Origin of the sequence: Paracoccus sp. (in: a-proteobacteria) (assembly GCF_047973135.1) — a bacterium.
GTDB lineage: Bacteria > Pseudomonadota > Alphaproteobacteria > Rhodobacterales > Rhodobacteraceae > Paracoccus.
Window position 1 is genome coordinate 1 of sequence record NZ_JBKEBL010000156.1, and the last position, 23,380, is coordinate 23,380.

Consider the following 23,380-nt stretch of genomic DNA (forward strand, 5'->3'; position numbering starts at 1 on the left):
CGACAACGTGGCGATCAGCGTGCTGCAGGACCGTGCCGGCCCCGGAGGCGCGCTTGGCCCCGGCATCGCCACCGCGATGGGCCGGGCGCAGATCGACAGGCTGGACATTCGTGGCGCGGTGCCGGGCACGCGGATCGGCAACCTGTCGGGCGGCAATCAGCAGAAAGGACTGCTGGGACGGTTGCTTGAGGCCCGCCCCAGGGTGCTGATCCTGGACGAGCCGACACGCGGCGTCGATATCGGCGCGAAATCCGAGATTTACAGCCTTATCGACCGGCTGACCGCCGAGGGCATGGCCGTTCTGATGATCTCCAGCGAACTGGCGGAACTGATCGGCACGGCGGACCGGATTCTGGTGATGCGCGATGGCCGCATCGCCGGAGAGGTGCCCAACACCGCCCGGCAGCCCGCCACGCAAGAGGCGATCATGCGGCTTTCGGCGGGTTCACCCTTTGGGGGCGGGCGGCAGGTTCCGGCCGACGACGACAAGGAGATGGCAGAATGACAGAGACCACCCAACTCGCCCGCGACGCGCAATCGCGACGGGATCGCATCCGCACGTTGCTGCGCCTGTCCGGCATGCTGCCGGTCCTGATCCTGCTGTGCATCGGCTTTGAACTGGCCAGCGGGCGCTTCATCTCGGTCGGCAACCTGTCGATCGTGATGCAGCAAGCCTCGATCAACGCGGTGCTGGCAGCGGGGATGACCTTTGTCATCCTGACTGGCGGGATCGACCTGTCGGTCGGCTCGATCCTGGCGCTGTCGGCGGTGGTGGCGGTGTCCACATCGCTGGCACCGGGCCTGTCATGGGCGGCGATTCCGCTGGCACTGCTGGCCGGGGCGGCCTGCGGCCTGATCAATGGCGGGCTGATCGCGTGGGTCGGGCTGCCGCCCTTTATCGTCACGCTTGGCGCGCTGACGGCGGTGCGCGGGGTCGCACGGCTGGCGGCAGGCGATTCGACCGTGTTCAATTCCGACCTGCCCTTCAGCTTTATCGGCAACGGCACGGTTCTGGGTCTGCCATGGCTGGTCGTCATCGCCTTTGTGATCGTGCTGCTGTCATGGCTGATCCTGCGCCGCACGGTGCTTGGCACCTGGATCTATGCCGTAGGCGGCAATGCCGAGGCCGCAGCCCTTGCGGGCATCAAGGTGCCCTTGGTGCTGCTTTTCGTCTATGCCGCCTCGGGCCTGCTGTCCGGCCTTGGCGGAGTCATGTCCGCCGCACGCCTCTACGCCGCAAACGGGCTGCAACTGGGTCAGGCCTATGAGCTTGACGCCATCGCCGCCGTGATCCTGGGCGGCACCAGCTTTGTCGGCGGCATCGGCTCGGTCTGGGGCACGCTGATCGGCGCGCTGATCATCGCGGTCCTGTCGAACGGGCTGATCCTGTTGGGCGTCTCTGACATCTGGCAATATATCATCAAGGGCGGCGTCATCATCCTGGCCGTTACCATCGACAAATTCAGGACGGGCTAAGCAGGATTTCCGAAAAGTGGCCACCGGTTTTCGGATAAAAATCCTGCAAAGTCAAACAAGCCTAAGCAGGCATTCGTGGGCAAAGCCACGAATATCTGCTTAGGCCGGCAGGATATCGGCCACCGGATAGCGCAACCCGCGCTCTTGCACATAGATGTCGGCATCCTCAAGCTGAAAGGCGTCCATCAACCGGCTGGTGACGGCATCGCGATCCAGATCGCACTGACAGGTGTAAAGATCGATCGTAACGAAACCCCGGCCGGGGAATGTGTGAAAGCTGATATGGCTTTCGGCAATCATGACAAATCCCGACAGCCCGCCGGGATCCTTTTTGCAATTCGGGCCAACCTCGACAACTTCGGGGCGGCAGATCGGGTGCATGCCCATCTCGGCCGGAAGTTGTTCCAGCAATTCCCGCAGCGTGTCGCGGTCGGACATGGCCTTGCCCTTGGCCGCGTAGCCGTCGATCATCAGATGGACACCGAATTGCGTGGTATGGGGGGCCGAGGCGGAATGAAACAGCGGCATTGGAACCTCATGTACTGGTTACTAAGAAAAATCAATAACTACTGACCCTTACAGGACGAAAACGGTCATAGATCAGGTGAAAGACATAGGCGTGGGCCGTGTAAATCACGGTCAGGCCGATATCGACGACCAGGGCTTCGGCAAAGCCGTGATTCCCCAGAACGATCAGGATCGGCAGCGTGACCACAAGCGCGTTCGCCTCGTGGCTGACAGCGTGCAGAAGGCGCAGGCGCGAAGGGCGGTCGCTGGCGATCCTGCCGGTCAACCGGAACTCCAGCCAATCTAAGATGGTGTTATGGACCGGCGACCACGCCATCACGGCGACCGAAAGCGCCGCGATCAGAACAAGGCTGTCCGGTGCCGTTCCACCCGAGAACAGCATATAGGCAGGCACGGCAAGGCAAAGCCCTGTCGCTTCGTAGCAAAATGTCTGAAGCACACGCTCTCTTGCGGAACGAAGTGTCATGACGTCCTCATTCGGGCGACTGCCCGTTCAGGTCAGAGAAAAAATGAAAACTACCGGTCGCGACATGGAAGACACAGAATATCGCGGCCAATGGCACCCGCAGGCTTGACCATTGGCAAGGTCGGACAGGACCGGCCCTTGTGAAAACTCCTCCAGAAAGCCTTGCCGTTAATGCGTTATCCTGCAGCAAGGCGCAGAATTTCTACAGGATCAGATAATCGGCCAAAGGGGTCAAGCTTTTCAGCCAATTGCCCGAGGTCGTAAATTAATAATTATTAGCTTTCATGCAACACAATGTAATTAAGTCATATTATTACCAAATTTTTCGGAATTTTGCCGCGTGCTCAAAGGCCTTTCGGCGGTAACATGCCACCAAAAGGCGAGATTACGCCAAGACTTTCGATCAATCATAACAATTTCGTGTTTTCGGGGGCACGGAACGAATCGAATCGTCTGACCTGTCCCAGCGACGCGGCTTGTCCACCGGGTGGACAGTGATCCGCAGACCAGTATCGGCAGCGGCGGGCCGCGCTAGGGTTCCCCGGACTGCCGGATAGCAAGGGGAACATCATGGCCGCCGCATTTCTGACCTGTGCCGTTCTGGGGAATTTCACCACTCGCGACCAGAACCCGAACCTGCCCGTCACTCCGGCCGAGATCGCGCGTGATTGCCTTGAAGCGGCACGGGCGGGCGCGGCCATCGTACATATCCATGTGCGCGACCCCGAAACGCAGCGGCCTTCGATGAAAACCGACCTGTACCGCGAGGTGGTCGCACGGATCCGTGAAGCAAACGACGAACTGATCCTGAACCTGACGACCGGAAATGGCGGGCGCTATCACCCCTCGCCCCAAAATCCGGCAGTGGCCGGGCCGCGCACCAATCTGCTTTTGCCCGAGGACCGGGTGCAGCATGTGCTGGAATTGCGGCCCGACATCGCGACGCTGGACCTGAACACCATGGTGTTCGGCGACGAGGTGGTGATCAATACGCTGTGGTCGATCCGCAAGATGGCCGAACTGATCCAGAGCGTCGGCACCCGCCCCGAAATCGAACTGTTCGACAGCGGCGACATCGCCATTCTGAACACGCTGATGGCCGAGGGGCTGTTTCGCGACACGCCGCTGTGTTCGGTGGTGATGGGGGTGAAATACGGCTTCGTTCCCTCGCCCGAGACGCTGCTTTACGCGCGCGGGCTATTGCCGGGCGATGCGATCTGGACCGGTTTCGGAACCGGGGCCATGGCCTTTCCGATGGTCGCCCAGTCCGTGCTGGCGGGCGGCAATGTCCGCATCGGGCTGGAGGACGCGACCCGGATTTCGCGCGGGGTCAAGGCCCCCTCGAATGCGGCGATGGTCGAAAAGGCGGTGCGGATCATGGACGATCTGGGCGTGGACCTGCTAAGCGCCCGCGACACGCGGGCGCATCTGGGGCTGTGACCGACCCCGCAGAGCGAACATCAGACCCCACCGATGACGCAACGAACCTGTCGCGCCCCCGATGACTGCGGCACGGGCAACGGGCAAGCGTTGGGTAAACGGAAAGGGGGATGCGGTCCGGGCAAAGCCCGAACCGCCCGCTGCCGCCCGGCTCAGGGCGCGCCTTCGGCGCGCGCTCCGGTCTGTGGATGGCGGGCCGTGCACCCGGCAGACCAGAATCCGTTGCCCAAAGGCCAAGGCCCGGATGGCAGCACCACCTACCAACACGCACCCCGCCCGCCGCAGGCTTATGCCGGGGGTCCGGGGGGCGCATAGCCCCCCCGGCCACCGCGGGACGCAATTCTTGCACCGCCGACGTCGCGCAACGCAGGATACCGGTGTACAACCTGTGCATATCCTGTGCCGCCCCTGTGCGCGCCCTGTGCAGGCCCATCCCCAGCATTTGCAGGGCTTTCCCACGCCGCCCGAGGCTTCTGTTGCGCAACGAAATTGCAAAAAGCCTCCCGACCATCTTCGGCACGCGCCCCCGTACCCCAAAGGAACAGGATCAGCGCCAGCCAGAGGCGCGGGCGGCGGCTTCCTGTTCGGCGGACAGGACGGGCCCGGCATTGACCGCATCCAGATAGGCCCCGACGGGATCGTCCTCATCCCCTCCGGCAGGAAAATACCCGACCTCAGGGTTGATCGCCTCGACCTCTTGCCGGGCAGCGATGCGCCAGCCCTCGGGGCCGTGACAGGCCAGCGCGACCACACCCACCGCCTTGTCCCGGTCCAGCGACACCTCGCGGCAATATCCGTCGCGGACCGCAAAGCTGCCGGTGACATCCAGCCGGGTGTCCTGCGCAACCAGCCGCGATTCGCCCGTGGCAAGCTGCGTCAGCGCCTCGGCGACCGGGCTGCGCACCGCCACCGGGCCAGTTGGCAAGGCCGGGTCGCCACCTGTCGGCAACCAGACCGCCAGCGCCGCAAGCCCGGCGGCCAACGCGCCCCCCAGTCCGGCAAAGCGCAAGACCCCGCCCCGGCGCGCCGGGGGCGCGGCCCCGACAGGCGCGGGTGGCCCGAAAATCGCGCTGCGGATCCTGGGGGGGACAGGTTCCTGCATCGGTCCTGCGCAGGCCCGCGCGATCATCGCATTCGTCGCCATGATGCCATTGACCAGCTCTTGATCAGCCGGGCAATCGGCCAGATGAAGGACCACGCGGGCTGCCTCGTCGGGGGCCAGCTCGCCATCGGCAAAGGCATGAAGCAGGCCGATGTCAAGCCGCGCGGGGTCATTTCCGGCGGGGGTCTTGGTCATTGTACACGTCCTCTCGGTACCAGTCTCTCTGACAGGGCGGCACGGGCACGGACCAGCCGACTGGTCACGGTGCCAATGGGGACGTCCAGCAGATCGGACACTTCCCGATAGCTTAACCCTTCCACCGCGACCAGAACCAGCACAGCGCGCTGGTCTTCGGGCAGGCGGTTCATCTCGCCAAAGACCTGAGCCAGCAGCATGCGATCCTCGGCCTTGCGGGCACCGACACCGGCATCGTCAATCACCGCCTCGACCGGATCAACGGCGGGGCCGCGCACCTTTGCGCGGCGGCGGCTGTCCAGCCACAGGTTCTGGATGATCCGGTACATCCAGCTATCCATGCGGCTGCCCTGAAGAAAGGCATCCTGGTTCTTCAGAGCGCGTTCGCAGGCCGCCTGAACCAGATCGTCGGCATCGTCCGGGCTGCCGCAAAGGCCAAGGGCAAAGCGCCGCAGCCGGGGCACCAGTTGCACAAGATTGCTTGCAAATTCGGCTTTCATGGTCACGTCCGGTATCAATTCATGCCAAGACTACGCGGCAACCGGCGGATTTCATCCACACTGGCGCAGTTTTTTTGGTATTCGTTGAAAAAATTGTTCCGCCACCGCGTTATCGAGTGCCCTGGAAACAACCCCGGATCATGCCGTTGCTTTACCTTCTCAACACCGCCCCGCGACTGATCGCCCTTGGCCTGCTTACGCTGTGCGCCTCCGGCCTGCTGCCGGATCAGTGGCCCGCCGCGCACTGGTCCTCTGCCGCTGTATGGGCCGATGACAGTGACGATGACAGCCCCGACAATGACGGCGGCGACGATGACGGCAGCGACGATGGGGACGATGACCGCGACGATGACCGCGACGATGACCGCGACGATGACGATGACGATGACGATGACAGGAACAGTCGCCGCGCCCCGATGCCGTCTGATCTGATCAGGCGGGCACCCGAGAATGCCGGCGCAAACCGGGTGCGCCGCAGCGAGATTTCGGCCGCCCGGCTAAGCGCGGCCGATCTTCGCCTGCTGGAACAAAGCGGATTCCGCGTCATCCGCCAGCGCAGGTCAAGTTCGGGCATTCTGGCGCGTCTTGCCCCTCCGCGCGGGCTCAGGGATCGCGCAGCGCTCGAGGCCGCCACGACCGCCGTGCCGCGCGCTGTGTTCGATCTGTCCCATGTCTATGCGCCGGGAAGCGGCACCTATGGCCGCGCGACGGTCGGCATGCCCGTAACCGGAAGCTGCCTGACCAATGTGCGGATCGGTATCATCGACACGGCTATTGCCGATCACGCCTCGCTGCGCGGGACCAGTATCCGGCGCGAGGTGTTTTCCGCCTCGTCGCGACCGGCGGCGCATGGAACTGCCGTGGCCAGCATCATCGCCGGTTTCACCCCGGCGGGCGGACGGCTGGTATCAGGGGCCGAACTTTATTCCGCCGCCGTATTCGACGGAAACGGTCCCGACCTGATCGCCGATGCCATTGATCTTGTGGCCGCGCTGGACTGGATGACTGACAACCGGGTGCGGGTGGTAAACCTGTCGATCGCCGGGCCGCATAACGCGCTGCTGGCCGATGCTGTGGCGCGCAGCGCGCAGGGCGGAGTGCTGCTGGTCGCCGCCGCCGGAAACAGCGGCGCGCGTGGGGGGCCGCGCTATCCTGCGGCTTATCCGTCAGTGATCGCCGTGACGGCGGTGGACCGGCGCGGCAGGGTTTACCGCCAGGCCTCGCGCGGGAATTACGTGGACATCGCCGCGCCGGGTGTCGATGTCTGGGGGGCCGATCTGTCAGCCGGAACCGGAGCCGCCTGGACCGGCACCAGCTTTGCCACCCCCTTCGTCACGGTCGAACTTGCCGCCGCGCGCAAAACCGGCCATGTGCGCGACCATGACTCGGCCCTTGCCTGGCTGTCCCGCAGTGCCGCCGATCTTGGCCCGCGCGGCAAGGACCGAACCTTCGGTATCGGCCTGATGCGCGCGCAGGCCTGCCGCTGATCAACCACGCCCCCGTTTCGCGAACCGGGGTAACATGGCGGAAAAATCCTGGCCCCTGCCATCCTCGTCCTCGACAAAGCGCCGGTACAGATCCAGCGCGCGTTCGCCCATGGGGGTGTCGGCATCGGCGGCGGCGGCGGCCTGCTGGGCAAGGCCCAGATCCTTCAGCATCAGTTCCGCCGCAAAGCCGGGCTTATAGCCATTATCCGCAGGGGATTTCGGGCCGATGCCGGGGGCCGGGCAATAGGCGTTCATCGACCAGGAATAGCCTGACGAGGTCGAGACCACGTCGAACATCGCCTGCCGGTCAAGGCCCAGTTTGTCGGCCAGCGCGAAGGCCTCGCAGGTGGCGATCATGGTGACGCCAAGGATCATGTTGTTGCAGATCTTCGCCGCCTGCCCGTTGCCCGACGGGCCGCAATGCACCGCCTTCTGGCCCATCACGTCGAAAAGCGGCTTTGCGATGGCGAATGCCGCGTCGGAACCGCCGACCATGAAGGTCAGCGTCCCGGCCGCCGCCCCGCCGACCCCGCCCGAGACCGGCGCATCCAGCGCGCCCAGACCGACCGAGACGGCCTGATCCGCGACGGCGCGGGCGCTGTCCACATCGACGGTCGAGCAATCCAGAAACACCGCGCCCCTGCCCATGGCGGGGACGATCTGATCGGCCACGGCGCGCAGGATCGCGCCATTGGGCAACATGGTGATCGCCACTTCGGCCCCCGCCACGGCCCCGGCGGCGCTGGTCGCGCCTGTAGCGCCTTCAACGGTCACGCCGGTCAGGTCGAATCCCGTCACCTCGTGCCCCGCCGCCACAAGATTGGCCGCCATGGGCGCGCCCATGTTTCCCAACCCGATGAATGCGATCTTCATGTCATCCCCCTTGTTCTGAAGTTTCCGGCATCATGCCGAAACCATCCCCCGCGCCACGATCAGGCGCATGATCTCGTTCGTGCCCTCAAGGATCTGATGGACACGCAGATCGCGCACGATCTTTTCGATACCGTAATCGGCCAGATAGCCATAGCCGCCATGCAGTTGCAGGCATTGATCGGCCACGCGCGACCCCGCCTCGGTCACGAATTTCTTGGCCATGGCACAGAATTTCGTGGCGTCCGGCGCGCCCTGATCCAGCTTCCACGCCGCCTGTCGCAGAAAGACGCGGGCGGCCTGAAGTTCGATCTCCATATCGGCAAGGCGGAATTGCAACGCCTGAAACCGGTCGATGCTTTGGCCAAAGGCCCGGCGTTCGGACATATAGGCAAGCGTGGCGTCCAGCGCCGCCTGTGCGGCCCCCAGCGAACAGGCCGAAATGTTCAGCCGCCCGCCATCCAGCCCCGCCATCGCATAGCGAAAACCCATGCCCTCTTCACCAAGCAGATTGCCCGCCGGGACCGCGCAATCGTCAAGCTGCACCTGCCGGGTCGGTTGCGCTTTCCAGCCCATTTTCTGTTCCAGCCCGCCAAAGGACAGGCCTGGCGCGCCGTTTTCGACCACAAAAGCCGAAATCCCGCGCGCGCCCTCGCCACCGCTGCGGGCCATCACGATATAGGCATCCGAATAGCCCCCGCCCGAGATGAAGGCCTTGGTCCCCGTCAGGCCCCAGCCCTCGCCGTTCGGCGTGGCTTTGGTTCGCAAGGCGGCGGCATCCGACCCTGCGCCCGGCTCGGTCAGGCAATAGGACAGAACGGTTTCCATGCTCAGCGCGCCGGGCAGAAAGCGGGCGCGCAGGTCGTCACTGCCATAAGCGTCCAGCATCCGCGCGCACATGTTGTGAATCGACAGGAAGGCCGCGACCGAGGGACAGGCCATGGCAAGCGCCTCAAAGACCAGCGTGGCATCCAGCCGCGACAACCCCGAGCCGCCATGCGCGTCCGAGACATAGATCCCGCCAAAACCCAGCTTGCCGACCTCGTGCCACAGCGCGCGCGGGATCGTGCCCCCGGCCTCCCATGCCAGCGCATTGGGGGCGATATGGTCCTGCCCGAAGGCGCGGGCCATGTCGAAAATCGCCGACTGTTCGTCGTTCAAGCCAAAATCCATGCGCCATCCCTTCCCTGCTGTGCCTGTTTTTTATGGCAACGAAAACTTGTACGCAAGCATATTATAATCATTGTCAGTTTGTGTGCGACGGCATGCAAGGGGCAAGGCGCCGGATCAATCTCCAATATAAATCAGCGACTTACCGGAATTTCTGCCCTGATACAACGCGGCAAGGGCACTCGGCGCAGCTTCTATCCCATGCTGCATGTCGGTGACGAAATCAAGTCTGCCATCGGACCACAACGCCGCCAGCGCCTCGCAGGCTTCGTCATAGGCATCAAGGTGATCGAAGATCACGAAACCAGACCAGATCAGCCGCCGCGTCAGGATCTCGCGTTCGTTTCGCGGGCCGGTGGGGACAGGCGACCAGCTTGCGACCGAGGCGGTGCCGCATTGCACGACGCGCCCGCCCACCGCCATCTGCCGCAGCGCCGTATCCAGAATCGCGCCGCCGGTATTGTCGAAATAGATATTCACCCCCTGCGGCGCGGCCCCTGCGATCTGTGCCGCAAGATCGCCGGTCCTGTAATTGAAGGCCGCGTCATAGCCAAAGGTGTCGCGACAGCGCCGGACCTTTTCATCGCTGCCGGTCAGCCCGATGGTCGTGCAGCCCAAGCTGCGCCCGATCTGGCCCGCGCAGCTTCCCACCGCCCCCGCTGCGGTCGAGACCAGCAGCGTATCGCCAGCAGCAGGACGCCCCAGCCGCGTCAGCGCCAGATAGGCCGCCACCCCCGAAATGCCGCAAAGCCCCGCGAATGCCTCAAGCGGCAAATCCTGCGTGCAACGGTGCAATACGGCCGGGGGCGTCACCACAGCGTAATCCTGCCAGCCGAAAAAGCCGTAAAGAAATTCCCCCTCGGCATGATCCGGGTGACGCGAGGCGATCACCACCCCGACCGCCAGCGCCCGCATCGGAGTGCCAAGGGCGACCGGCCTGGAATAATTCGCCACATCCGCCGCCCATCCCCGCTGCGCGGGATCAACCGACAGATAGATGTTGCGGACCAGAATCTCGCCCTCTCCGGGTTCCGGGACGGGCGCGGTATCAAGGGTAAAATGCCGGGCCTCGGGGATGCCAGCGGGCCGCGCGCTCAGCAATACGCGGCGGTTGGTCGCGGGACGGGAACAGGCGGGAATGTCACGGGGCATCGACGTCTCCTCTGGCGGGGCCTTTGTCACCATCTGAACGTCACCCCGGCGGGCTGTCAAATGCCGAAGGCCCCGCCTTCAGCGCAGAAAGCGCCGGAACTGGCGCAGGGCCAGCAGGAACAGCACCGAACCGATGGCGGCAAGCGCCAGAAGCTGTGGCCAGACGACATCCAGCCCCGCGCCCCGGAACAAAATGCCCTGGGACAGGATGACAAATTGCGTCGTGGGGGCCATCGACATCAGAAACTGAATGATCTCGGGCATGCTTTCGCGCGGGGTCATGCCACCCGAAAGCACCTGTAACGGCAGCAGCACCAGCATCAGCAGCAGCCCGAATTGCGGCATGGTCCCCGCCACCGTTGCCAGAAAGATCCCCATCGAGGTGGTCGCGAACAGCATCAGCGCGGTGGCGACCACGAACAGCGACACCGATCCCTGTACCGGCACCTGCAACGCCATCTGCACCACAACCGTGATCGCGAAGCCCGAGGCCAGCAGCACCACCAGCCCCATCGACCAGATTTTCGACAGCATGATCTCGGCGGCACTGACCGGCATGACCAGCAGATGCTCGACCGTGCCATGTTCCTTTTCGCGGATCAGCGCCGCGCCGGTCAGGATGATCGACAGCATCGTAATCGCGTCGATGACACTGTTGATCGCGCCGAACCAACCGGCGTCCAGCGGCGGGTTATAGCGGGCACGCAGCGCAAGATCGACCGGCAGCGCAGCGGCATCCCGGTGGCCCGCCATGAATTCCGACAGCTCGGCCGCGACGATCCGCTGGACATAGCCGCTGCCGGTGAAGGCCTGGCTCATCCGCGTGGCATCGACATTCAACTGGATCGCCGGCGCGCGCCCGGCCAGCACGTCTCGTTCGAAATCGGGCGGGATGTTCAGCGCGAAGGTATCCAGCCCTTCATCCATGCGCCGGTCCATCTCGGATGTCGTGATCAGGCGCGGAGGCACGAAATAGGGGGGCGCAAACGCCCCGGCGATGCGCCCCGACAGCATCGAGCGGTCCTCGTCCACGATGGCGATGGCCGCGTTCGACAGGCTTTCGGGCATCGCCCTGGATTCGGTATAGATCGACAGCGAAAAGGCATAGATGATCAGGATCAGCATCACCGGATCGCGCCACAGCCCGCGCAGTTCCTTGACCCCCAGTTGCCAGACATTGCGCATCTTCATTTGGCCTGTTTTCGCAGCATCAGGGCGCTAAGCCCCAGAAGGACGGGAATCGCCGCCAGCAGCGCCAGATAGACCGCCCCGAAATCCTGAAAGCCAAGCGACTTGGAAAAGGCCCCGCGCGAGGCGATGATGAAATAGGTCGTCGGATAAATCTCGCCGATCACCCGGCCAATGCCCTGCAACGACGACACCGGGTCAATCAGCCCGGAATATTGCGCGCCGGGGATCATGGTCAGCATGACCGTAGCGAACAGAGCGGCCACCTGGCTGCGCATGAAGGACGAGATCAGCAGCCCTATCGCCGTGGTTGCGGCAACATAAAGCAACGCGGCCAGCGCAAAGGCCGACAGGCTGCCGGTAAACGGTACGCGAAAGACGAAGATCGCAAAAGCCGTCAGCAGCGCGAAATTCAGCAGCGCCAGCGCGATATAGGGCAGTTGCTTGCCAGTCAGAAACTCCAGCCTGGTGATCGGGGTGACGTAGAAATTGACGATGGAACCCAGTTCCTTCTCGCGTACCACGCTTAACGTGGTCAGCACCGCCGGGATCAGCAGCAACAGCAGCGGAATGACGGCGGGCACCATGGCAACGATGCTTTTGACATCGGGGTTATAGCGAAACCGCGTGACCAGTTCGGCCTCGCCGCGCAGCGCCTCGGGGCCAAGCACCTCGCGGGCCATCCGCATCAGCCAGTCGGCATGCATCCCCTGCACATAGCCTTGCACGGTTTCCGCGCGCGTCGGATTGGCCCCGTCGATCCATGCGCCGACCCGCACATTCTGCCCGCGTGCCACATCGCGGGCAAAGCCCGGCGGGATTTCCAGAGCAAGGGCCAGATTGCCGGAATGCATGCGTGTGTCCAGATCGTCATAGCCGGTCAAGGGTGGCTGTTCCTGAAAATAGCGCGATCCGGCGATGTCCTGCACATAGCTGCGGCTGGTCGTGGTCTGGTCACGGTCCAGCACCGCAAAGCTCAGATCCTCGACATCCATGTTGATGCCGTATCCCATGACGAACATCAGGATCAGGCTGCCCAGCAGGGCAAGGGTCAGCCGGATCGGGTCACGCTTCAACTGCAATGCCTCAAGCCGGGAATAGCTGAGCATGCGGCGCAGGCTGAACAGGCCGCCGGTGCGGGCCGGGCTGTCCTGGGCGGGGCCGGGGGCGGGGGTCAGAGCCGGGCCGGCAGGCAAAGCGGCGTCGGCCTCGTCGCCGATAGCCTCTTGCAGGCAGGCGACAAAGGCATCCTCCAGCGTCGCAGCGCCTCTGGCGTCGCGGATCGCATCGGCAGTGTCGCTGACCAGCACCTTGCCCGCATGCATCAGCGAGATGCGGTCGCACAGCTCTGCCTCGTTCATGAAATGGGTCGAGACAAAGATGGTCACGCCGTCCTTGCGCGACAACTCGCCAAGGATGCGCCAGAACGCGTCACGGGCCAGCGGATCGACGCCCGAGGTGGGCTCGTCGAGGATCAGCATTTCGGGGGCGTGGATCATCGCCACGGCCAGCGACAGGCGCTGGCGAATGCCAAGGGGCAGCGCCTCGGGCAGATGATCGGCCACCGGGGTAAGGTCGAAACGGGCGATCATGTCCGCGATCCGGGCAGGGATCGCCTCGGGGGGCATGTCGAACAGCCGGGCATGCAGGTCCAGATTCTGCCGCACCGTCAGTTCGGAATATAACGAGAATGCCTGCGACATAAAGCCGACGCGGCGGCGCACCTGCATGTCGCGCGGGTCGATGGGCGCGCCGAACAGCCGCGCGCTGCCATCGGTCGGTTCCAGCAGGCCGGTGAGCATCTTCATCGTCGTGGTCTTGCCGCAACCGTTCGACCCCAGAAAGCCAAAGATCTCGCCCTTGCCGATGCGGAAGCTGACATCATCCACAGCGGTGAAATCGCCAAAGCGCATGGTCAGATGCTGTGCCTCGATGGCGATTTCGCCGTGGCTGCCATCCATTCGCGGCGGAATATGGACGGGTTCGTGACCGCGCGCGGTTCCGCCGGGCAGCAGCGCGATGAAGGCGCGATCCAGATCGGGGGCGCCCGTCCGCGCCCTCAGATCCGCCGGGCTGCCCGTGGCCAGCACCCGGCCCCCGTCCATCGCCACCAGCCAGTCAAAGCGGGCGGCCTCTTGCATATAGGCAGTGGCGACGATCACGCTCATCTGCGGACGGTCGGCGCGGATACGGTCGATCAGATCCCAGAACTGGCGGCGCGACAGGGGATCGACGCCGGTGGTCGGCTCGTCCAGGATCAGCAGGTCGGGGTCGTGGATCAGCGCGCAGCACAGGCCCAGCTTTTGCTTCATGCCGCCCGACAGCTTGGCCGCCGGACGGTCGCGAAAGGCGGTCATGCCGGTCGCGGCCAGCAGCCCCTTGACGCGCCGCTCACGCTCGGTCCGGCCATGCCCGAAAAGGCGACCGAAAAATTCCAGGTTCTCGGCGACAGACAGCGTCGGATAGAGGTTCTTGCCAAGGCCCTGCGGCATATAGGCAATGCGCGGGCAGATCGCGGCGCGGTGGCGCGCATCGCCCATATCGCCACCCAGAACCGAAACGCGCCCCTGCTGGATCACCCGCGCCCCGGCCAACAGCGACAGCAGGCTGGATTTGCCGACACCGTCCGGGCCGATCAGCCCGACCATGCAGCCCGCCGGGATGTCCAGCGTCACATCCCTAAGCGCTGTCGCCTCACGGTAATGCAGGCTGACATCGGTGATCCGGGCAACGGGCGCGCCGGTCATGGCACCAGATTCGACAGGTTGGCGGGCCATTCGGTGTCGGGGTCGATCCGCAGATAGGCCATGCCGGGCACACCGGTTTTCACGTAATCGCTGTATTTGCGCAGCAATTCCGGGTCGATCCGGGCGCGGACGCGAAACATCAGTTTTTCGCGCTCATCCGCCGTTTCGACCGTCTTGGGCGTGAATTGCGCCACATCGGCGACATAGGAAATCTGCGCGGGCACGACATATTCGGGCGCGGCATCCAGAACCAGCCGCGCCTCGGCCCCGACCTCGATCCTGCCCGCCTGAGAGGTGGGCAGAAAGAAGGTCATGTAGACATCCTCCAGATCCACCAGATTGAGGATCCGCCCGCCTGCCGCAACGATCTCTCCTTCCTGGGCGATGCGGTACTGCACCCGCCCGTCGCGCGGAGATTTCAGCGTGGCGTCGTCGATCAGCACATCAATCGCCTCGATCGCGGCTTCGGCGGCATCCACCGCCGCCTCGGCATCGACGATCTGCGCCCGAGCCGAGCTGATCCCGGCGTCGGTCGCGGCAAGGCTGGCCTGCGACAGGGCCAGCCCTGCCTGCGTCTGGCGCCCGGTGGCGCGTGCATCGTCCAGCGATTGTTGCGAGACGACTTCGCTGCGGGCCAGCCCTTCGCTGCGGGCCAGCCGCGAGGCTGCGGCATCGGCGGCAGCGCGGGCCTGTTCCACCGCAGCCTCGGCGGCCTTGTGTTCCGCCTCGGCCTGCGTGACAAGGCTTTCTGCGGTCTCGACCCCGATCACGGCACGGCGCAACTGCGCCTCGGCCTGACGTTTCTGCGCGGTCAGTTGCAACAGGTCCATCTGCACCAGCAATTCGCCCTTCTTCACGAATTGCCCCTCTTCGGCGCGGATTTCCGCGATGCGCCCGCCCGACAGGGCCGCGATGTCGATCTCGGTCGCCTCGATCCGGCCATTGCCCGAGGCGATCCCGTCGGGCAGGGTGTTCTCGGTGCTGTTCTTCCAGGCCAGCCACGCCACCGCCCCCAGCACGGCCACCGCCGCCGCCCATCCCAGCCGGGTCTTTGCCTTGCTTGCCATCTGCGTACCTCTATCTCTGGAACACATAACTGCCGGGCGCGTCGCACAGGGGCGGCAGCCCCCGGTCGGGTGCCCCCATTTCCGGCGGCGCGACCATCCGGTGGCCACCCTGCGCGCAAAGCCAGCCCTGCCATTCCGGCCACCACGATCCCGGTCGCGCCTCATGCGCCGCCTGCCAGTCGCGGGCCATCGGCAGATCGTCCCCCAACCGGCAGGTGTCGATACGGAAATGCCGGCGCGGATGACCCGGAGGGCTGACGATCCCGGCATTATGCCCGCCCGAGGTCAGCACGAATGTCACATCGGTATCGGTTGCCTGATGGATCTTGTAGACCGAGCCCCAGGGCGCAACGTGGTCGCGTTCCGTGCCAACCGCAAAGATCGGGGCACGGATGTTCTGCAACACCGCTGGACGCCCCGCGACCATGAAGCGCCCGGTCGCCAGCTCGTTATCCAGATACAGCCGTTGCAGATATTCGGCATGCATCCGGTAAGGCATGCGCGTGCTGTCGGCATTCCATGCCATCAGGTCGATCATCGGCGCGCGCTGACCCATCAGATATTCGCGCACCATATGCGACCAGATCAGGTCATTCGCGTTCAGCAGCCGAAAGGCCCCGGCCATCTGATCCGCCGACAGATAGCCGCGATTCCACATCATGCTTTGCAAAAAATTCAATTGACTGGCGTCGATGAACAGCCCCAGCTCGCCGGGTTCGGTGAAATCAACCTGAGCCGCCAGCAAGCTGATGCTGGCCAGCCGGTCATCGCCTTCCTGCGCCATCACCGCCGCCGCTATGGCCAGCAGCGTGCCGCCCAGACAATAGCCCGCCGCATGAACGCGCCGCCCCGGCAAAATGGCCGAGACAGCGTCCAGCGCCGCCATGACCCCCAGCCTGCGGTAATCCTCCATCGTCAGATCGCGATCCCCGGCATCGGGGTTGCGCCACGAGATCGCAAAGACCGTATGGCCCTGTCCGACAAGCCAGCCGATCAGCGAGTTTTCCGGCGACAGGTCCAGGATATAGTATTTCATGATCCATGCCGGGATGATCAGGATCGGCTCGGGACGGACCTTGCCGGTGGCGGGGGCGTACTGGATCAGTTCGATCAGGTGGTTGCGCCAGACGACCTTGCCCGGTGTCACCGCAACGCTTTCGCCGGGACGAAAATCCGCTGCCCCCACCGGCGGCTGGCCCGAGACCATGCGCACCACGTCTTCGGCCCAGTTGCACCAGCCCTGCACGAAATTCATCCCGCCCATAGCAAGGGTTCGCTTCAGAATTTCGGGGTTGGTGAACGGGTTGTTCGAGGGCGAGGCCAGGTCCAGAAACTGCCGCGCCGCGAAAGAAACCACATCGGTGTGGTGCCGCGTCACGCCCGGCACCTCGTTCGTGGCGTTGTGCCACCATTGCTGTTGCATCAGAAAGCCCTGCGCCATCCACGAAAAGGGCGGGCGCTGCCAGCCTTCATGCGTGAACCGCCGGTCCTCGGGCAGCGGCCGGATCGCCGGAGGGGCCGAGGCATCAGCCGTCGAGGCCAGCAGATACGCCGCCAGCCGCCCGGTCTTGCGCGCGGCCTTCCAACCCAGTTCCATCCGCTTGCCCGGCGCGGCGGCCAGATGCAGCCCCCAATCGGCTGTGGCCAGCATGGCGGCGGCGGGCGAAAACCCGCCCGTCCCTTGCGCGATCATCGCCTCTGACAGGCGGTCCAGCGTGCGAAACACCTGCAACCCCAGCGTCTCGTCCGGCATCGTCTGCGGCGGCGTCAGGGGCGCGGTCACGCGCGGAAGTTGCGGAATTGTCACCGTGGCGGGCATCGTGGCGGTAGGCGACATGGTGGGTCTTTCGTCTGTTACTGGTAAAATCGGCACGGCACGGCAGCGCCTCGTCCCGGTCAGCCCGTCAGGCCCTGAACGCCCTCAAGGTGGTTGCCGCCCCGGCCCGATACAACCGCCTGTGCCGCGCTGCGGCAATTTGTCCGGCTTTGGCGGGTGGCGGCTGGCCTCATCCGGATAGGCCTTGCCCATCGGCCCGCCTTGCTGTCACCTCATCGCAATCGCAAGCCATGAGGATCCCGTGACCAGCCCATCGCGGATTGCAGTTGTCGGTGCCGGAGCCATCGGCCAGCGTCATTGTCAGGCCATCGGCACGGCCGGGGGCGTGCGGTTGTCGGCCATTGTCGATCCCGACCAAGCGGCCCGCGACTTTGCCGCCGCGCTGGATGCCGAATGGTTCAGCACGCTGGACCGGATGATCGCGGCAGGCGCGGCGGATGGGGTGTTGCTGGCGACACCGAACAGCCTGCACGCGGAAGGGGCCGGGGCCTGCATCGCCGCCCGCCTGCCGGTGCTGATCGAAAAGCCGGTTTTCACCGATCCGGTGCAGGGCAGCGACATCCTGTCGCGCGCCGAGGCATCCGGCGTTCCTGTCGCCGCCGGTCATCACCGCCGCCACAACCCGCTGATTGCCCGCGCCAAAGAGGTGATCACCCAAGGCCGGCTTGGCCGCATCGTGACCGTGCAATGCACCACATGGTTCATGAAGCCGGACGAATATTTCGACGTTGAATGGCGCAGGCGCAAGGGCGCGGGACCGGTATATCTGAACCTGATCCACGACATCGACCTGCTGATGCATCTCTGCGGCCCCGTCACCGAAATTCGTGCCATCGCCTCGAACGCTATCCGTGGCAACGAGGTCGAGGATTCGGCGGTGATCCTGCTGCGCTTTGGCAATGGCGCGTTGGGCACGGTCAATGTCAGCGACACGGTCGTCGCGCCCTGGAGCTGGGAACTGACCGCCCGCGAGAACCCCGCCTATCCGCCCACCGGCCAAAGCTGCTATCTGATCGGCGGCACGCTGGGGTCGCTGTCCCTGCCCAACCTGTCCCTGTGGTCCTGCCCCGGCAAGAGATCATGGCACGAACCGCTCAGCCAGACCCGGCTCACCTTCGGCTTTGACGATCCGCTGGTCTGTCAGGCCGCGCAATTCGGCCGCGTCATCCGCGGCGAGGAACCGCCTCTGGTCACGGGCCGGGACGGGCTTGCCGCATTGCGGGTGGTTCAGGCGATCCGGACCGCCTCTGCGACGGGCCAGCCCGTGACGATCCTCGCGCCGTGAGGTCAGTCAAACCACAGGGGCGGAAAGTCGCGGCAGAAATTTCCGACGGCCATGGCCACGCTGATCGAGCCGTCGCGCGGCCCCGACCCGAATTGTGCCAGCCCCGCCCCTTCGGCCTTTTTCGCAGGATCCAGCGTAAAGACGATCCCCCGCCCGGCCTTGCGCGGCTTGGGCGTGGCGCGCCAGATCCGCGCCTTGCCCGGCATGTCCATGACCCGCTGCGCGTAGTCCCCGGCGGCGCACCAGTAATCGGTATCAGGCCGCCGCGCACGAAACTCGACCGCGATTTCGGTCGGGCCAACCTGCCCTGCCCGCATGTCATTCTGCGCGATGAACGCCGCCGCCGGTAACGGTAACGGCGACAGCAACAGCGCAACAACAAGAATCAGTCGCATCAAACACTCCATTTTCACGCCTGCCACAGACGCGGACAGGATCTTCGAAATGCGGGCAGATGCTGCCAGACCTCCCGCAGGACCGCAAAACCCGGTCAGATATCCACGGGCGATGCCACGAATACCCGCATATGATAACTGATGCAGCGCCAATTTGATGATCAAATCGGCGCTGCATCAGCGTGAAAACAAAAACTTATACCGACGGCCCGCCGGATTGTCCCGTACCCGCCGCCGAGGCCAGTACAGCCGCCTTGCCCTCCGTGCCCGACACAGGGTCAGCGGACGACCGCAGGGGGTTGCCTCTGACGGTCGGGGTCAACAGCTTCATGGTGCCGACACATCGAACTTCCGTTCGGCACGGACCGGCAAAGAGGCGACCGCCATGAGCGGCGGGCGGGGGCGCGCGGCGGGCGGGGGGTCCGGGGGGTGCACCGCCCCCGGCCATCGCGGGACGCAAATCATCCGGCGCTGCCAAAGCACCACGATCTGCATCAAGGCGGAACGCAGGACATATGCGGCACCGCGTCGGCGAGGGATGCCGGGGGACTGCGGGGTGCAGCGAACTGGTCGTCGCGCCCCGTGCACATGCACACCCCGGCATCCTTTCATCCCGCTCAAGCCAGTTGCTTCCTGCGCCCGGCCAGGTGAACCACGATCTCGACCGCCGCCAGCAGCAGCATCGACAGGCCGACCAGCGGGAAAAAGATCCCTGCCGCCACCGCAATCAGCAACAGCGTGCGCGGGATCCGCCAGTCCACCGGCATCTGCGGCACGCCAAGCGCGCCGACGGGGCGGCGCTTCCACCACATCGTGGCGGCAGCCACACACATCGCAACCATGGCCGCACAGGCCAGCAGCAGCACGATCTGGTTCGCCACGCCCCACATCTGCCCCATGTGAATGCTGATTCCCCATTCGGCCCATCGTCCCAGCGTGCCCAGATCGTCCAGACCCGCGTCGTACAGTACCTCGCCCGAATACTGATCCAGATGGATTACCCGCTCATCCGCGATCCGGTCGGGATAGACCGAGGCGGTGAATACCCCGTCGGGTTCGGACGGAATGGTCACGGCATAGCCCGGAACGATCCCCAGATCTTCGACCTTCGCGATCACGGTATCCAGAGCCTGCGGCACCCCCTCGGTCGCCGTGGAAACCGGCATGGGCTGGTTTTCCATGATCCAGGGCGCGCGGTCCACGACCTCGGACACGGGCTTGGTCGAAACCGGCTTGTTGTCCCAATAGCCATCCGGCATCCCCAGACCCAGCGCATAGGAATAGTCATAGAATTTAGGCCCCCAGACCGCCGACCACGGCAGACCGGTCATGGCCAGAAACACAATGAACCCGGCGGTGTAGATGCCGGTCACGGCATGCAGATCGCGCCACCACGGGCGCCCCCGGCTTGCCTTGATCGTCACCGTTCCAAGCTTGCGCCCGCGCGGCCACCACAGATAAATCCCGGTGCCGACCAGCAGCACCATCCAGCCCGCCGCCGCCTCGATCAACCAGTTGCCCAGCCAGCCGACATAGGCCAGAGAGTGCAGCTTGCGCACGACATACATGGCCGGGCTGCCCGCCGCGCCGCCGTCCCACAGGCTGCCCAGAACCGCGCCGGTATAGGGGTTCACATAGATCGTGTCCTTCAGCCCGTCCGTGCCAAGGATGTCAACTTCGGCGCTGCGGCCGGGGGCGGCAGCGGGCGTATAGGCCTTGAGTTCGCCGGGATGCGCGTCCAGCGCGGCGGCGGTGATCTGCGACGGGGCAAGAGGCGTGCCCGCTGCCTCGACAAAGCGCAGATGCGCATAGGCGGCATCGTTGATCTCGTCCTTGAAAAGATAGATCGCGCCGGTCACGGCAAGGATCAGCATGAAGGGCAGGACCACCAGCCCCGCGATGAAATGCCAGCGCCAGACGGCGCGATACAACGCGGCGGAACCCGCGTGTCTTGTCTGTTCGGTCATTTGTCCATTCCCACAGGCCCACCATTCCGGCGGACGAAAAGCAAGGCGATCCGGCAGGGTTGCTGCCCGGACCGGCGAGGTTTTCAACGGCACGCGGCCGTCAGGCCATCGCCGGAGGGGCGCGCGGGGAATGGCTGCGATCACGCGTCTGCGCCCGGCGGGGCAGATCATCCCGTTGCCGCCAGCCATCATGCGCGATCAGCAGAAAAAGCCGCCCGGCATGGGCGGTGACAGGGCCTTCGGGCGGGCTGTGGCACAGCGGACAGCGATGGTCCTGCCCCCCCTCACCATTGCCGCAAAGCCCGTGGATCGGGCCATGGGCCAGCTCGAACGCCTCGCGCGCGGCAGATTGCCGGTCAGGAGCCATCATCCCGGCCGAAACCACGCTGGTCAGAACCAGCGCCAGCGCAAGAATCAGCGCGAAAGGCGATGTGAACCTTTTCCACATGTCTGCGAACCTGACACAGAATGCACAGCCGACAAAGGACAAATACCCTCCGCAGTCCCTTATGTCGCAGCCCGGCAAGAGGTCGGAAGGTCGGCCAACCACAAACACCGGACCGGCGGGCTGACGCGGTTTTCATCGGGCGTCGCGTCGGCCATGCGCATAGCGGCTGTTTCTGCGAAGGCGCGAGACCCAGAGCAACGCGGGAATATGCCGCACAGGGGCCGCGCGGCCCGTACGTCCCTGCCGTGCCCAGCCGGGATCCGTTGCGCGACGTCATCGCCGGATGATTTGCGTCCCGCGATAGCCGGGGGAGTTGCACCCCCCGGACCCCCTGCTTTTCGCGCATCGGTAATCTGCGCCGCTGCGAAAGACGGCCTTTGGCCTTGCCTTCCATACGGGGCTTTCAAGACGGGGCTTTCAGGCAGACGGTGCCGAAACCTGCCTGAAAGCCCTGCACAGCTTCGGTCTCTGTGCCGTGCTTGTCAGCGCCGTCGCGACGGCTCCGACCCCGCTTGCACCGCGATGCACAAAAAGGCCCCGTGGCATTGACGGGCCATCCCTACGCTGCGCGCCGCCAGGCCGGGAACGGGTCAGGCAGACCCGCCCATTCCTGCGGCGCGAAGCCGGGACCGGGGACAAGCGCGGCATCCAGAGCGGCTGTGATCGCGGCCTTGTCCATGCCTGCCCCGATAAAGACCAGTTCCTGACGGCGGTCGCCGAAGGGCTCTTGCCAGTTCTTTTCCAGATAGTCGCGAGCCTGCGGATGATCGGGCCAGCGGTCCTGCGGTACCGTCGCCCACCACATTCCCATCGGTCTGACGCTGCTCAGCGCGCCTGCTAGCGAGAACTCGGCCAGCCATTGCGGACGGGTCGCGATCCAGAAATGCCCCTTGGCGCGGATCACGCCCGGCAGCGGGCCGTTCAGCACGTCATGGATTCTTTGGGGATGAAACGGCCTGCGGGCGCGATAGACGAAGGACGAGACACCGTACTCTTCGGTTTCCGGAACGTGATCGGCAAAGCCATACAGTTCCTTGGCCCACATCGGATGCAGATGCGCCTTGTCGAAATCGAACAGCCCGGTGTCAAAAATCCGGTCCTGCGCCACCCGGCCGAAATCGGTTTCGACAATCCGCGCGTCGGGGTTCAGCGCCGCGACGATCTTGCGCGCCGCATCCAGCCGCGCGGGGCCGGCATCGCCGATCTTGTTCAGCACCACGACATCGGCAAATTCGATCTGATCGACCAGAAGATCGACCAGCGTGCGATCATCCTCTTCGCCAAGGCTTTCGCCCCGGTCGCGGATGAAATCATGGCTGGAATAGTCGCCCAGCAGGTTCACCGTATCCACGACCGTCACCATCGTGTCCAGCCGCGCCACATCGGACAGGCTGTCGCCCTGTTCGTCGCGAAATTCGAAGGTGGCGGCAACGGGCAGAGGCTCGGCGATGCCAGTCCCCTCGATCAGCAGATAGTCGAACCGCCCCTCGCCCGCGAGGCGCCGAACTTCGGACAGCAGGTCGTCGCGCAGCGTGCAGCAGATGCAGCCGTTTGACATCTCGACCAGCTTTTCCTCGGTATGGGACAGGTTCGCGCCGCCATCGCGGACAAGATCGGCATCGATATTCACCTCGGACATGTCATTGACGATGACCGCGACGCGTCGTCCCTGCCGGTTGTTCAGCACATCGTTCAGAAGCGTGGTCTTTCCCGCACCCAGAAAGCCGGACAGGACGGTGACGGGCAGGCGCGTATCGCTGGCAGGCATCAATCTCTCCTTGTTATGTTATAATATTACATATACGGAAGGCGTGTGGCTGCTGCAAGCCGCTTTCCCCCTCCCTCCCGGAAGGCGGTATTGCGGCGGCCCGCGGATTTTGCTGTTCACCAGAAGGAGAGTTCGATGTTTCTCAAGAAATTGCTGCCGGGCGCAATTCCCGTTGCCACGCTGCTGGCCGGATCAGTTGCCCTTGCGGATGACAGCCAGACGGCGTGGCGACTGTTCGTCGCGGATCAGGCCACGGGGACTGTGACCGCCCTGGATCTGGAGACACCCGACC

Annotated in this window: 20 protein-coding genes; 5 read left to right on the top strand and 15 right to left on the bottom strand. The window is 64.7% G+C overall.

Annotated elements, in window-relative coordinates:
• Both ACK5L9_RS11955 and ACK5L9_RS11960 read left to right on the top strand, forming a co-directional pair.
• On the top strand, positions 1-505 hold a 505-nt coding region (locus tag ACK5L9_RS11955; RefSeq protein ID WP_416911690.1), incomplete at its 5' end, for an ATP-binding cassette domain-containing protein.
• On the top strand, positions 502-1,476 hold the full coding sequence (locus ACK5L9_RS11960; RefSeq protein ID WP_416911691.1) for an ABC transporter permease subunit: 975 nt from the start codon (positions 502-504) through the stop codon (positions 1,474-1,476). The genes ACK5L9_RS11955 and ACK5L9_RS11960, both read left to right, overlap by 4 nt.
• Before the next feature lie 99 nt (positions 1,477-1,575).
• On the opposite strand, the gene speD is transcribed toward ACK5L9_RS11960, so the two are convergent.
• The gene (gene speD / locus ACK5L9_RS11965) at positions 1,576-2,004 is read right to left on the bottom strand and encodes an S-adenosylmethionine decarboxylase (RefSeq protein WP_416911692.1); all 429 of its coding nucleotides are present in this window, start codon (positions 2,002-2,004) and stop codon (positions 1,576-1,578) included.
• 31 nt (positions 2,005-2,035) lie between these two features.
• The gene (locus tag ACK5L9_RS11970; protein ID WP_416911693.1) at positions 2,036-2,470 is read right to left on the bottom strand and encodes a chlorhexidine efflux transporter; all 435 of its coding nucleotides are present in this window, start codon (positions 2,468-2,470) and stop codon (positions 2,036-2,038) included.
• 570 nt (positions 2,471-3,040) lie between these two features.
• Here ACK5L9_RS11970 and ACK5L9_RS11975 point away from each other — a divergent pair.
• Positions 3,041-3,910 (top strand): 3-keto-5-aminohexanoate cleavage protein, encoded by an 870-nt coding sequence (locus ACK5L9_RS11975; protein ID WP_416911694.1) that lies wholly within the window; start codon positions 3,041-3,043, stop codon positions 3,908-3,910.
• Between the two features lie 547 nt (positions 3,911-4,457).
• Here ACK5L9_RS11975 and ACK5L9_RS11980 read toward each other — a convergent pair.
• Both ACK5L9_RS11980 and ACK5L9_RS11985 read right to left on the bottom strand, forming a co-directional pair.
• Positions 4,458-5,207, bottom strand: coding sequence for an anti-sigma factor family protein (locus ACK5L9_RS11980; protein ID WP_416911695.1), 750 nt, complete (start codon positions 5,205-5,207; stop codon positions 4,458-4,460).
• On the bottom strand, positions 5,204-5,707 hold the full coding sequence (locus ACK5L9_RS11985) for an RNA polymerase sigma factor (protein WP_416911696.1): 504 nt from the start codon (positions 5,705-5,707) through the stop codon (positions 5,204-5,206). Before ACK5L9_RS11985 ends, ACK5L9_RS11980 begins: the two co-directional genes overlap by 4 nt.
• A 146-nt stretch (positions 5,708-5,853) precedes the next feature.
• Between ACK5L9_RS11985 and ACK5L9_RS11990 the strand changes: the two genes are divergently transcribed.
• On the top strand, positions 5,854-7,194 hold the full coding sequence (locus ACK5L9_RS11990) for a S8 family serine peptidase (RefSeq protein WP_416911697.1): 1,341 nt from the start codon (positions 5,854-5,856) through the stop codon (positions 7,192-7,194).
• On the opposite strand, the gene mmsB is transcribed toward ACK5L9_RS11990, so the two are convergent.
• From mmsB to ACK5L9_RS12025, 7 genes are all read right to left on the bottom strand, one after another.
• A complete protein-coding gene (gene mmsB / locus ACK5L9_RS11995) occupies positions 7,195-8,067 on the bottom strand; it encodes a 3-hydroxyisobutyrate dehydrogenase (RefSeq protein WP_416911698.1) in 873 nt (290 codons plus the stop codon).
• Positions 8,068-8,097: 30 nt separating this feature from the next.
• On the bottom strand, positions 8,098-9,237 hold the full coding sequence (locus ACK5L9_RS12000) for an acyl-CoA dehydrogenase family protein (RefSeq protein ID WP_416911699.1): 1,140 nt from the start codon (positions 9,235-9,237) through the stop codon (positions 8,098-8,100).
• Between the two features lie 114 nt (positions 9,238-9,351).
• Positions 9,352-10,386 carry an NADP-dependent oxidoreductase gene (locus tag ACK5L9_RS12005; RefSeq protein ID WP_416911700.1) on the bottom strand — a complete coding sequence of 345 codons (1,035 nt, stop codon included), beginning with the start codon at positions 10,384-10,386 and terminating at the stop codon, positions 9,352-9,354.
• A gap of 78 nt (positions 10,387-10,464) precedes the next feature.
• Positions 10,465-11,577 (bottom strand): ABC transporter permease, encoded by a 1,113-nt coding sequence (locus tag ACK5L9_RS12010; RefSeq protein ID WP_416911701.1) that lies wholly within the window; start codon positions 11,575-11,577, stop codon positions 10,465-10,467.
• Positions 11,574-14,351, bottom strand: coding sequence for a ribosome-associated ATPase/putative transporter RbbA (gene rbbA, locus ACK5L9_RS12015; protein ID WP_416911702.1), 2,778 nt, complete (start codon positions 14,349-14,351; stop codon positions 11,574-11,576). The genes ACK5L9_RS12010 and rbbA overlap by 4 nt, the downstream gene beginning before the upstream one ends.
• Complete coding sequence (locus tag ACK5L9_RS12020) at positions 14,318-15,388, bottom strand: HlyD family secretion protein (protein WP_416911703.1); 1,071 nt, start codon at positions 15,386-15,388, stop codon at positions 14,318-14,320. Before ACK5L9_RS12020 ends, rbbA begins: the two co-directional genes overlap by 34 nt.
• 10 nt (positions 15,389-15,398) lie before the next feature.
• A complete protein-coding gene (locus ACK5L9_RS12025; RefSeq protein ID WP_416911704.1) occupies positions 15,399-17,225 on the bottom strand; it encodes a PHA/PHB synthase family protein in 1,827 nt (608 codons plus the stop codon).
• A gap of 241 nt (positions 17,226-17,466) precedes the next feature.
• On the opposite strand from ACK5L9_RS12025, the gene ACK5L9_RS12030 reads away from it, so the two are divergent.
• Complete coding sequence (locus ACK5L9_RS12030) at positions 17,467-18,510, top strand: Gfo/Idh/MocA family protein (protein WP_416911705.1); 1,044 nt, start codon at positions 17,467-17,469, stop codon at positions 18,508-18,510.
• 2 nt (positions 18,511-18,512) lie between these two features.
• Here the strand turns inward: ACK5L9_RS12030 and ACK5L9_RS12035 are convergent, their stop codons facing one another.
• The 4 genes from ACK5L9_RS12035 to zigA form a co-directional block, all read right to left on the bottom strand.
• Positions 18,513-18,905, bottom strand: a complete 393-nt coding sequence (locus ACK5L9_RS12035) for a hypothetical protein (RefSeq protein ID WP_416911706.1) — start codon at positions 18,903-18,905, stop codon at positions 18,513-18,515.
• A 617-nt stretch (positions 18,906-19,522) separates the two neighbouring features.
• Positions 19,523-20,872, bottom strand: a complete 1,350-nt coding sequence (locus ACK5L9_RS12040) for a PepSY-associated TM helix domain-containing protein (protein ID WP_416911707.1) — start codon at positions 20,870-20,872, stop codon at positions 19,523-19,525.
• Between the two features lie 100 nt (positions 20,873-20,972).
• Positions 20,973-21,320: a hypothetical protein gene (locus ACK5L9_RS12045; protein ID WP_416911708.1), complete on the bottom strand. Its 348-nt coding sequence runs from the start codon at positions 21,318-21,320 to the stop codon at positions 20,973-20,975.
• A gap of 559 nt (positions 21,321-21,879) precedes the next feature.
• Positions 21,880-23,088, bottom strand: coding sequence for a zinc metallochaperone GTPase ZigA (gene zigA / locus ACK5L9_RS12050; RefSeq protein WP_416911709.1), 1,209 nt, complete (start codon positions 23,086-23,088; stop codon positions 21,880-21,882).
• Between the last annotated feature and the right edge of the window lie 292 nt (positions 23,089-23,380).